The organism is Psychrobacter sp. CX18 (assembly GCF_057396215.1).
Genome location: NZ_JBXYJH010000006.1, coordinates 1 through 11855 on the forward strand (window position 1 = coordinate 1; position 11855 = coordinate 11855).

The 11855-nt window shown below is 40.6% G+C and carries 13 protein-coding genes; 3 read left to right on the plus strand and 10 right to left on the minus strand.

The annotated features are described in order from the left end of the window. The 5 genes from AC2SLT_RS06490 to AC2SLT_RS06510 all read right to left on the minus strand — a co-directional run. The coding region (locus tag AC2SLT_RS06490; protein ID WP_486546836.1) for a MucR family transcriptional regulator at nt 1–261 on the minus strand (261 nt) is incomplete at its 3' end. Nucleotides 262–313: 52 nt separating this feature from the next. Next, nucleotides 314–520 carry a hypothetical protein gene (locus AC2SLT_RS06495; RefSeq protein ID WP_486546837.1) on the minus strand — a complete coding sequence of 69 codons (207 nt, stop codon included), beginning with the start codon at nt 518–520 and terminating at the stop codon, nt 314–316. A gap of 97 nt (nt 521–617) precedes the next feature. Continuing rightward, nucleotides 618–815 (minus strand): hypothetical protein, encoded by a 198-nt coding sequence (locus tag AC2SLT_RS06500; protein ID WP_486546838.1) that lies wholly within the window; start codon nt 813–815, stop codon nt 618–620. Nucleotides 816–1240: 425 nt separating this feature from the next. Then, nucleotides 1241–1435, minus strand: coding sequence for a hypothetical protein (locus AC2SLT_RS06505; RefSeq protein ID WP_486546839.1), 195 nt, complete (start codon nt 1433–1435; stop codon nt 1241–1243). Between the two features lie 68 nt (nt 1436–1503). After that, nucleotides 1504–2736 carry a protein kinase domain-containing protein gene (locus AC2SLT_RS06510; protein ID WP_486546840.1) on the minus strand — a complete coding sequence of 411 codons (1233 nt, stop codon included), beginning with the start codon at nt 2734–2736 and terminating at the stop codon, nt 1504–1506. A 123-nt stretch (nt 2737–2859) separates the two neighbouring features. Here AC2SLT_RS06510 and AC2SLT_RS06515 point away from each other — a divergent pair, with 123 nt between their 5' ends. Then, nucleotides 2860–3747: an ATP-binding protein gene (locus tag AC2SLT_RS06515; protein ID WP_486546841.1), complete on the plus strand. Its 888-nt coding sequence runs from the start codon at nt 2860–2862 to the stop codon at nt 3745–3747. A 101-nt stretch (nt 3748–3848) separates the two neighbouring features. Here the strand turns inward: AC2SLT_RS06515 and AC2SLT_RS06520 are convergent, their stop codons facing one another. The 3 genes from AC2SLT_RS06520 to AC2SLT_RS06530 all read right to left on the minus strand — a co-directional run bounded on the left by AC2SLT_RS06520 (nt 3849) and on the right by AC2SLT_RS06530 (nt 8007). Then, complete coding sequence (locus AC2SLT_RS06520; RefSeq protein ID WP_486546842.1) at nt 3849–5069, minus strand: ribonuclease Z; 1221 nt, start codon at nt 5067–5069, stop codon at nt 3849–3851. Between the two features lie 198 nt (nt 5070–5267). Further along, the gene (locus tag AC2SLT_RS06525; RefSeq protein ID WP_486546843.1) at nt 5268–6557 is read right to left on the minus strand and encodes an adenylosuccinate synthase; all 1290 of its coding nucleotides are present in this window, start codon (nt 6555–6557) and stop codon (nt 5268–5270) included. Nucleotides 6558–6705: 148 nt separating this feature from the next. After that, nucleotides 6706–8007: an ATP phosphoribosyltransferase regulatory subunit gene (locus AC2SLT_RS06530; protein ID WP_486546844.1), complete on the minus strand. Its 1302-nt coding sequence runs from the start codon at nt 8005–8007 to the stop codon at nt 6706–6708. A 532-nt stretch (nt 8008–8539) separates the two neighbouring features. On the opposite strand from AC2SLT_RS06530, the gene AC2SLT_RS06535 reads away from it, so the two are divergent. After that, nucleotides 8540–8941 carry a DUF2237 family protein gene (locus tag AC2SLT_RS06535; RefSeq protein WP_486546845.1) on the plus strand — a complete coding sequence of 134 codons (402 nt, stop codon included), beginning with the start codon at nt 8540–8542 and terminating at the stop codon, nt 8939–8941. 287 nt (nt 8942–9228) lie between these two features. Further along, nucleotides 9229–10284, plus strand: a complete 1056-nt coding sequence (gene corA / locus AC2SLT_RS06540; protein ID WP_486546950.1) for a magnesium/cobalt transporter CorA — start codon at nt 9229–9231, stop codon at nt 10282–10284. 85 nt (nt 10285–10369) lie between these two features. Here corA and AC2SLT_RS06545 read toward each other — a convergent pair whose 3' ends face one another. Both AC2SLT_RS06545 and folD read right to left on the minus strand, forming a co-directional pair. Continuing rightward, nucleotides 10370–10840, minus strand: coding sequence for a phosphate-starvation-inducible protein PsiE (locus tag AC2SLT_RS06545; RefSeq protein WP_486546846.1), 471 nt, complete (start codon nt 10838–10840; stop codon nt 10370–10372). A 119-nt stretch (nt 10841–10959) separates the two neighbouring features. After that, the gene (gene folD / locus AC2SLT_RS06550) at nt 10960–11823 is read right to left on the minus strand and encodes a bifunctional methylenetetrahydrofolate dehydrogenase/methenyltetrahydrofolate cyclohydrolase FolD (RefSeq protein WP_486546847.1); all 864 of its coding nucleotides are present in this window, start codon (nt 11821–11823) and stop codon (nt 10960–10962) included. Nucleotides 11824–11855: the final 32 nt, after the last annotated feature.

The following is an 11855-nucleotide window of genomic DNA, read 5'->3' on the forward strand; positions in this document are numbered from 1 at the left end:
ATATGTTAGCCTGCCCTCAGCTTGCAGGCGCTCAATTTTCGCACGTTGCCTAGCTCGATATGATAGTCCTGCTAACGCTGTACCAGCATTAATATTGAATAATTGACGGTATTCATCAGCTGTAACATTGTGCGCTCGGCTTAAATGAGATGGTAAAAATTGATATCGCTTACCGCACAGCAAACATTGAATTCTGTCATGATTCGCATACGCATCAACATCAACTTGACTGGTAAACGGCTTAGGTTGTTGATAGCTCATTTATCACCTCATTAAAAAAGCCCTACCGAATTAACAGTAGGGCTTTGTTTGTTTATGCTAATTTAAACCATTCTTGAGTTTTAGCCCAATCAATAAATTGCTCTACAGTGCTAAATTCTTCGCCATCTGCTACACCATAACCTGTCTGCTCATTTACATCATAACCATAATCATAAGCCTCGCATGAGATATAGCCATCATTATTAGTGATTGGTTGAGCAGTAGCATTTGTTACATCATATCCAATTACAGTTTTCATAGTATTCTCCAGTCGTTTAGTTGTTTAGTTGTTTAGTTGTTTACCTCATTTCTTAATACTGATTATATATAATACCCCTTATATATGCAAGCATTATTTAAGTAATTTTATAAAATTCTTTGAGTAAAGCTTTAACCCTTACGCTAAAAGGCGTTGCATCAACTTTAATAGCTTCAATAAGTTGAGCTTCGTCGGGTTTTGACGGGTTAAAAGTCACTTTGGGCTTGTATGCTTTGGTATCGTAATTTTTAACAGCTCGACGGGTGTAATCAGGTGTAGTTGGGTTGGTAGTCATGATGTTCTCCAGTGATTATTCTTTACTTTATGTACCGATAATATAAATAAGGGGTATTATAGTCAACTATTTAATAAATTAATTTACTACCGTTTGTACGGCGTATCTGGATGACTTGGCACCATCTATGACACCATTACATCTAAAACTATGCTACTCTATAGAGACTAAAACCACTAAAGCCCTGATAATACTAAGTTTAATTATCATTGATATGTAATGATTTTATAATGAAATAGTTCGAGTCTCTCCAGCCCCACCATTTTATCCGGTTAGTTACGCTCATATCACATATTAAAACCCGCGTATAGCGGGTTTTTTATCGTCTAGAGTTTCGTGTACAAGTGGCAGGAATGATAAAACCTTAACCGATCAAGCCTGATATAAACAAGACTTATACCCTTACACTTTATACCAATTAAGCCTTAAACAATCAGCCCCTGCTCTTCTAAGTTTTTAAATATCTTGTATTCCACCTCAGTTGCATCACTTTCGTTATCGAAATGAAATTCGACAGGTACATTTTGGCTGATAAAGTAAAACTTGATGACTGATCCCTGACGCGAGATTCTACTGACATCTTTTAAATTAATCGTATCATTTTTTATCACAACAAACATGGTTAATCCTTATTAGCAGTAGTGGCAGTAGTAGCATTGGTAGTATGGGCAATCGTATCGCCTTTAGTTTAAAATTTATTTTGTATGAAATGTAGCGCATCCATCATATCATCACTTGTTTTATATCGATACTCAAGTTTTTTTGCTAATAGTTTATCTAGCAATGACTGTGCAAACTGCCATTCATTGGGCAGTAAAGGCACGGGCGCTTGACAGTGCAGTTGTGCCCATCGACTTATCTGTTGTCCCGTCTGCGTTTGGGAGGTTTTCTGAGTATGACCTTGTCTAGTTTTGAGTCTGGTTTCAAGCTCAAACGGTTTATTACCTGTTAATACCTCGTACATAACGACGCCAAGCGCATAAAGATCACTTTGTATGCTGATTGGGCACCCTTGCCAGCACTCTGGCGCGATATAAGCAGGCGTTCCTCTAATGCTATCAAGATGGGCTGAACTCATACTGTCGGAGGTGTTTGATACTAATGGCTGTGTGAGGTTCATGTTTTGGGCATAGTCCATATCACTTATAATAATGCTGGGTGCTAAAGTGTCTGTTTGATCTTTGTCAGTGTTATTCAAATAATCAGATAACGCCTCTGAGGCTAACTCAGCTCGGCTGTCTATTAAAAAGTTACTCGGTTTAATATCCCCATGAATCCAGCCTGCTTGATGCAACGAAGCAATTGAAGATACCATGCTATAAAAAAGTTGCCATTTTTGCTGATTAGACAGCGAGTGAGTGTGCAAATAGTCTTTTACACTACCCTGCTGGAAATATGGCATCACAAAGCCATCAAGCTGCCATAGCTCTGACTCGATAGTTAGCGGTATATCTTTCAATGTATCGAGGATAGAAACAATAGGAAGTCCATATTCAGCTTTTTTAAAATTAAAACCTTGTTTAACCTTTATACATCTCTCTAGGTCTAGACCTTGATGAGCAGCACTTGCAAAGTCTGAGTGAATTTGAGTTAAGTTAGCTATCTCACGCTCTATGGGTGTTGGCATCATATTTGAGTGAGATTCTAATTGAGAGTGCGATTGAGATTGTAATTGAGAGTCCGATTGAAAACGTGATATAAGTGACGGTTGCTGCAGTTGCCATTTAATCATCACAGACTTATTTTGATAATTTGCGACCGTCAAACCTTGGTAAAAGGGATTTCCTTGATTGATTTCTGCACTCATTCTTTTATGACTGATATCACGATATTGTTTTCGCTCAAGCAGTTGGGTGATACTATTGAGCCGTAATATTTCAGTTGTTGAGCTTGAGAATGGGCGTATTTTTGAAGTCAACATGGCTGCTTTCTTAACCTTATTTGTGCTTGCAATAACAATACGTTACTGGCACTATTTTTAATCTAATAAATTAGGGCCTGTATAATAAACAGCAAAGCACCAATAATAGAGTCTTGAATCACTATGACAAATTCTGTGAAAACTTTCACCCTCGATGATACCCTTACCAGCTTGCTTACTAAGTACCTAAAACAACAGATTACCCCGCCACTTACTATTGACCCCGATCAATTGGCCTATCGCTGGGTAGGTGGTGTCAATGGATCTCTCAAAGCGATTAATATCAACTCAGCGTTGGCATTGGACGACTTACTAGGCATCGATGCTCAAAAAGCCAAAATTATTCAAAATACTCGTCAGTTTTTGGCAGGATATCCTGCCAATCATGTACTCATGACAGGCACTCGTGGTGCTGGCAAGTCTTCACTAATTCGAGCGTTGTTAAATGAATTTAAAGAGGACGGGCTGCGCATGATAGAGGTATCGCGGGATGACCTACAGATGCTCGATAAAATTAGAGAAGTCATTAGTCAGCTTCCTAACACTACCCCATGTCGCTATATTGTCTATTGTGACGATCTCGCATTCAATGGGCAAGATGAAAACTATCGAACCCTCAAAAGTGTGTTAGATGGGGCGCTAGATTCAGAGCAAGACAAATTGCTGGTCTATGCTACTAGTAACCGCCGTCATTTATTGCCGCAGCTTATGAAAGACAATGTCAATATTTACGATGGTCAAACCGATGAAGTGAACCCTTATGAGACAATAGATGAAACGGTATCCTTATCAGATCGATTTGGTCTATGGTTGTCGTTTTACCCTATGAATCAAGACACTTACTTACAGATCGTTGCCCATTATCTACAAGCGGATGGTATTGAATGGACAGATGATACCAGACAGCAAGCATTACTATGGTCGTCTAGCCGTGGTGGTCGTTCAGGACGTGTGGCCTATCAATTTGCCAGACACTGGGTGGGGCAACAGTTATTAAACAGCGGTAAATAGAACAGCTTTAATTCACACAACAATAGACTGCTCGAATATCTCTACTAATTTAGGAGTATCTGTCTGATTTCTATTACGAATGGTGAATGCCATAATTAATCTCAATTTTTCTCAATAGGTTTAACACCGACTGTACTGACTTCAAACTGAGCAAAGTCTCTTGCCAACCATAATCCGCCTTGATAATACTGCTCAGCCTCTACTCGAATGTCTGCCATATTCGGCGTTTTACTATCGGGGTCATCATAACTTTGATAACGGGCACTAAAGTGAGTCAAAATAAGGCTAGGTATGTTTGCCGAGTTGGCAAAGCTTGCTATTCGTTGTGCAGTCGTGTGCATCGGGTCAAATGCGTCAGGCCGCAACATAATTTTATCTGCGACTGGCTGCGTATAGGTCGCCTCATGTACCAACACATCAGCCTCTTTTACCGCTTGCGTCAATAGCTCAGGTGTCTCATTATCCCCCGCCACTACGATTTTGAGTTGTTTAGTCAGGCGCTGCGTATAGTCTATTGACTCCAGCTGTCTGCCATCCTCTAATACCACATCTTGCCCAGCTTGTAGCTGTCCCCATGCTGATGAGGGGGCAATACCTTCAGAATTGAGTCTATCAATATCTAGTTTCAATGTTTGCACAGTTTGAGTCAAACTAAACGCGTAAGAGGGCACACGATGGGATAGCTTAGTGACGGCGATAGCCAGTTTATGAGTCGTTGATATGTTGATGAGTACGGGCTCAGAAGTCGAATTAGAATTATTCTTTGTGGTATCAAGGCCTTCATTTGATTGTGATAAAACATTTGGATCTGAATTAAATTGAGAATCCTTAAAGACCTCTGTCTCTACTTTCGCCTCAGCTTTTGTCTCTAGATTCGACTTTACTGTCGTCTCTACTTGGGACTTTAAGCCAAATAAATGTTCGATAGGGATAAATTCAATCTTATAAGGTAAGTATAGCTCTGTAGTAAGCTGCACAGCGTCGATAAACTGCTCTATGGCCTGAGGCGCAATAATCTTTAAAGGCTGTTTGCGTCCTGACATCGCCATACTAGCCAGCAATCCTGGTAGTCCATAACAATGATCACCATGTACATGGGTAATGCAAATGGCGAGCAATTGATTACTGCTGATGTTGGTATGTAACAACTGGTGTTGAGTGGCTTCCCCACAGTCTATCAGCACCCAAGGTCTTTTGGGTGAGTTATGAGCATTAATCTCTTTATTGCTAAAGGGATTAAGAAGTTCAACCGCCAATGCTGTCACATTGCGATGTTTGGTAGGAATGCCGGCTGAAGTACCTAAAAAAGTAAGATGTAGCATAGGGGTTGAGTTCTTATAAAATCAAAATGTATAAATAGAAAAACCCTATGTTAGCAAATTAACATAGGGTTTTTAAAAGTGCTTTTCATCTTTTAAATTAAAAGAACAACTATGTAAGATGAAATACCTAACATTTAGCTTAATAACAGAACTTAAAAACTGAAATAAAACTCTCAGCTAAATATTCAAACATAGCACTTAACCATCATATGGATCACGAAGGACAATAGTCTCATCACGATCAGGGCCAGTTGAGATAATATCGATTGGGCAATCGATTAACTGCTCAATGCGTTTGATATACTCTTTCGCTTCTTTTGGTAGATCATCATAGTTCGTGATGCCAACAGTAGAGCCTTTCCAGCCAGGCAATGTCTCATACTTTGGCGTTACCGACTCATAAAACTCTCCATCATGAGCCCCTTCACATTCCGTTTCAGGTAGATCATAACCGACACCAATACGAATCTCGTCTAAGCCATCAAGTACGTCTAGTTTGGTTAAGCAAATACCTGATAATGAGTTTAATACCACAGCGCGGCGAAGTGCTTCAGCATCAAACCAACCACAGCGGCGAGCACGGCCGGTCGTCGCACCAAACTCATGACCTACTTTGGCTAAGTGAGCGCCCACATCATCAAACAACTCAGTTGGGAATGGACCACTACCGACTCGCGTGGTATAGGCTTTAGTAATACCCAGCACGTAGTCTAAGTACAATGGCCCAATACCTGTACCTGTTGACACTCCACCAGCGGTGACGCTTGAGCTGGTCACGAACGGATAAGTCCCATGGTCGATATCAAGAAGGGTACCTTGAGCGCCTTCAAACATTAAGTTCTTGCCCGCTAGACGCAATTGATTCAGCTCTTCCGTCACATCACAAACTAAGCCTTTAAGCTCTTGTTTCCACTCTTGGCATAGCGCGTACGTTTCATCGAAGTCAATCGCGTCAACTTTATAATACTGCGTCAACTGGAAGTTGTGATACTCAATTAAGTTACGTAATTTTTCATCCAGATCTTCACGGAACAGATCGGCAAGCTTAATCGCACGACGTGCCACTTTGTCTTCATAAGCGGGACCAATACCACGCCCTGTAGTACCAATTTTACCACTGCCACGCTTAGATTCACGCGCTTGGTCTAACGCAATATGGTAAGGCAGTATTAAAGGACAGTTTGGCGATATTTTAAGGCGCTCACGTACTGGCACGTTATTACTTTCAAGCTCTTTCATTTCGATCAGTAACGCCTCTGGCGACAGCACCACACCATTACCGATAAAGCAGGTGACATCTTCACGCAAAATGCCAGATGGAATGAGATGTAGAACGGTCTTTTTGCCATCTACGACTAACGTATGACCTGCATTGTGACCCCCTTGGAAGCGCGCAACCGCAGACGCTTTCTCGGTCAACAAGTCAACAATCTTGCCTTTACCTTCATCGCCCCATTGGCTACCAAGTACTACGACATTCTTACCCATAACTAATCCTTAACCACTCGTATTAAACTATAAAATGATATTGCAAAATGAAACTACAAAATTGAATGAAAGGTACTACTATTGAGAGCTACTACTATTGAAAGCTACTACTATATCGACACCAAATATCGACACCAAACTCTTTGAACTATTTTACTGACTGAAGTGCCCATTCACCTTGATCTAATGCCAGTCGATGCGTGACATTATTGGGCACATCGTCCATACTTAAAGGGCTCACAACTCTATTTCCTAAATGACGTAATTCAGCGACTTTTTTATCCAAAGCCTCTGCCAAATCGGTACTACTATCCATAGCTACCTGTTGCATATCCTCATAGCTTACCAATATCAGCATAGACTCATTAAGACTAATGTAACGTTGTAAACGCGTGACCTCTAAACTAAAACCTGTGGCACTACGTGAGGGTAATGCTTCTGCAATCGCAGTTTGAGGGCTACTGCTCGAAGCGCTTAAACCCTCGCCATTAAAACGACCGCCCCGAACCACTGCTTGAGATTCATTTTCAAAATAAGCGTTAAACACAATACCGGTATGATAATGGTAGCCAAGCTCTGTTATATCAACACTCACATTGCTCTGATAAGTCTCTTTGATATGTGCCACCATGGTTTGCACTTCTTTGACGGCTTTGATGATAACCTCGTCGCTTGTGGCAGTATCGGACAATGCTTGCTTTAACGACACCATATCGTGTCCATACACCGCCAACTGATAAAAATCACTTCCCATCGGCAAGTCTTTGCAGACATTTTCAAGTTCAGGTAATGCTTTATTAGCATATAAGTTGATTAGCACCGAGGCATCACTGTCTGATAATCCTGCTAATTCCTTAAGACGAGCAAATATGGCAACATGACCAATATCGATATGCAAATGCTTTTTCAAATTGAGCGTATTAATCAGACAAAACAGCACATCCATCAGCTCTATATCAGCATCTAAGCTATCACTACCAAAGATTTCCGCCCCTAACTGCAAAGGCGTTCGTGAACCAAACAATCCATTTGGCAACGTACGAATAACATGACCGGCGTAGCAATAGCGTGCAATCTTGTTGGCCTGTCCTAACTTATTTAGGTGAGCATCAATCCGTAGAATCTGAGGGGTAATATCGGCGCGGACACCCATCAAACGACCAGACAACTGATCAATAATTTTAAATGTTTGACGTTTTAGATCTTCAGAGGCATTACCTAGTAATGACTCTGTAAACTCAATCATAGGCGGGCAGATAAGTTCATATCCGCGGCTTACTAACAATTGAGTTAGCCGATAACGAAGCCTCTCTTGTTTTTGAGCTTCCTCAGATAATAAGTCGCTTACGCCATCAGGCAACAGCCATATATTATCAATGTCTGAGACATGGGATAGTTTCTTAGAAGAGTGACTTGCTGTATTGTTTAAAGATGTAGAACTGTCAGACACAAGTAATCCTTGTTTGGGGGGCCTGCTTAATATACAAATCAAGACGCCGTTACCAAATCTTTAGTTAACGTTTAAGGTTTAGTTCAGTACAAGAACTTGTATTCACAAGCTATAATTGACTCTTTTTACCTAGAATACCATCACTGTAGCTTATGAATATAGGTTATACATATTTGATCAGTAAAATACTTAATACAGTATAGATAATTAAAATGTAAACGCTTATTAGGCTATTGCTATATGTTCACCTATTATAGGTAAGGGATTAAATTGACTCAAACTTTAACCGCTTAAGTCTAGCATAGCTCACCGCTTTCGACTAGAGAAACACCTGACTATTGCAAAAAGATCTCAATATATTTTTATATGATGCCATACTCTTATTTTGCAACATTCTATTGCATCATGAAATGCGTAATACTAATAAATACCTGATGTGTTACCATTTTAGCTTATTTAGCCCAATCAAGTTTTTATATTAAAATCTCCTTGAACACAGATCATTATATACTCCACATTGAGACGCTTAACTATGTCACTTAATTATTCAGATCCGAATCACCCAGATCCAAATTTAAATCAAAGAAATGTATTGGGCACAGCGCTTGCCAGTTGTTGTTTTGACCCCATTACCGGATACTACCGTAACGGCTTTTGCCATACTGGACAACAAGATATCGGTCAACATACTGTCTGTGCAAAGATGACCAGTGAGTTCTTAAACTTTTCTGTCAAAACAGGCAATGATCTTATTACCCCAATTCCAGAATATGGGTTTCCGGGTTTAAAACCGGGTGACTATTGGTGTGTCTGTGCCTTACGTTGGATTGATGCACTAGATCATGGGACAGCACCTAAAATTAAACTAGAGGCCTGTCATGAAAGCTTACTAGAATTAGTTGACATGGACACCTTAAAGAAGTATGCGCTTTAGCTCTGCCTACTCTCTAAACATATGAAATAGGACTTACGCCAATTAGATTGATAAGAGATAGATTATTAAGCGGCTGGAAACCCTATTATTGCGTAAGTTCTGTCATAGTGTCTTAATTTCAACAAGATAAATTCACCCTTTTAGTATAATCAGTGTCAATACTCTATTTAGATTCATGAGAATGTAGAAAATCCATGCTAAATATTAAACCCAAACCTTCTGTTCGCTTAGATGATCTTTCTGTTACTCATGTCAAAGACGTTGAAGAGCAACAAGCCCTGTTATTTATGTCGTCTACTATGCCTGTATATGACCCTGACGCAGAGCGTGTTGAAGATTTTGAACGTTCTGGTATCAATGAGATCGTAAACTGCTGTGTCTATTCGCGTAAAACAGGTGAGTTTATTGAAAAAATTGAACTGGACGAAGTCAGTCGTACTCTAAGCAATAAAAGCCATTTTATTTGGCTTGGTCTGTATGATCCGAGTATTGAAACCATTGAAACCGTTCAACGGGCTTTTGATATTCATGAGTTAGCACTTGAAGATGCGTTTAATGAACATCAACGGTCAAAAATCGAAACCTTTACTGATGCCTTATTTGTGGTTGTAAGAACGGCCTACCTTGCCAATCACCATATACATTATGGTACCACTTCAATGTTTATGGGTAGTAATTACATTATAACGATTCGTACAGGTGCATCACAGTCCTACGCCCCAGTTCGCGCTTATTGCCACCGCCGACCTGAAAAAATGTCTATGGGGCCAATATTTGTATTACACGCCATCTTGGATTATGTGGTGGATAGCTACCTACCTATTACCGATAGCTTAGGTGAATATTTAAGAGAACAGGAACGTAGCCTTTTCTCATATAAATTTAGCAAAGAGATGTTGCAAAGCCTATATACCTTAAAGTCGCAGCTGGTGCATATGCGCGCGGTTATGCTCCCTGTGCAAGATATTTGTAACTTCTTTATTAATCACAAAAAAAACGAGCTGGTTTCTATCTTTCCCAGTATCGCCAAGCCCTATTTTAGGGACGTCAATGATCACCTATTACGTGCGATTGACGCGGTCAATGGGCTAAATGAGATGTTAAGTGTGGCAATGGACACTTATATGGCTATGGTCAATATGGGACAGAACGAGGTGGTACGCAAATTAGCAGCTTGGGCAGGTATTTTAGCAGTGCCGACTGCGGTGGCGGGCATCTATGGTATGAACTTTGACTTTATGCCAGAGCTGCATTACAAGTATGCCTACTTTATTGTATTATTAGCCATCTTTACCACCTGTTTTATCTTATATCGTCAGTTCCGCAAGTCAGGTTGGTTGTAGAATTACCCTTATGTCATATATAGTTTAACACGTGGATTTTAAACAGCCTCCATTCTGGATTGATTAATTTATTTAATTAATTTATTTATTTGAGGTCACGTTTATTTAACCGCTCAAGCTTACGCTTTTGAACATTGTCTTCCGGTCGTCCAAACTGATTGGCTGTCCACGTCAACAAGACAATTGAGATACTCAAAACAAAAATAGCCAGCGTAATAGTCATCAGTAACCATAGATGAAAGGTATCAGAGACTGCTTGCACATCGACTACCAAATGTCGAGATAACGCAGTGATTGCGATATAAATCAAAAATTGCACTGGCAGACGATGGGTTTTGAAATATATACCAATCATCGCCAGTAACTCAAGGTAGATGAACAGCATCAAAATATCTTTTAAGTCAGCGGTGCCTTTGCCGATAATACCGACAAATTCAACACCGGCTGACCATATCACCACCCCACATATTAATAATAAAGCCACATAGTGACCAATATCGACCAAAAACTCGCCTAAGCTTTGGGCTCGATCATGCCACTTATTACGTTCTAACATTTAGAGCCCCCTTGCGTTACTGTCTTTTAAAGAAAGGTGGTTCACTATTTGATAATCTGACGTATTTTTAAGCATACTAGTGTTTACGCTTAACATTGATACTCTAAATAACTGATCCTCTAAATATTCGCCGCTTTTTCTGCTGCTTCAACCGTTTGACGAATCAAAGTATTGATAGTCATTGGGCCAACGCCACCTGGAACAGGGGTGTAAGCGGATGCTACCGACTCGATACCTTTGAGCTCAATGTCTCCGACTCCACCATCATCTGTCGGATGAAAGCCTGCATCAACCACAATAGCGCCTTGCTTAATCCAATCCTTTTTCATCAATTCAGGAACACCTACCGCCCCTACGATAATATCGGCACGGCTCACATGATCTGCTAAATCTTTAGTTTTGGAATGGCAGATCGTTACTGTGCAGTTGGCGTTTAATAGCATTTGCGCCATTGGCTTGCCCAAGATCGCACTGCGACCTACCACAACTGCATTCATACCTGCAAATTCAGTGCCATAATGCTTAAGCAAATACATAATGCCTTGCGGCGTACAGGAGCCATAAGCCTCCTCGCCCATACTCATTCGTCCAAACCCTAATGAGGTCACACCATCGACGTCCTTCGCTAAGTCAATCGCATCAAAGCAAGCACGCTCATCTATTTGGGCGGGAACTGGGTGCTGAAGCAATATACCATGGACATCCGGATTGTCATTAAGCTCTTTAATTTTGGCAAGTAGCTCATCGGTCGTGGTATTTTCTGGCATGGCCACACGAATCGATTCCATTCCCACGCGCTTGCAAGCATTCCCCTTCATACGCACATACGTGGCAGAGGCAGGGTCATCCCCTACTAAAATAGTCGCTAAAATAGGCGTACGTCCTGTTTTCTCAACAAGGGCGGCTACTCGCTGACTGAGATCTTGCTCAATGTGTTTGGCAAGGGCTTTACCATCAAGTCGAGTGGCAGTGGTATCTGACATGTTGGACTCCATTAATATTAAAGTAAAATTTT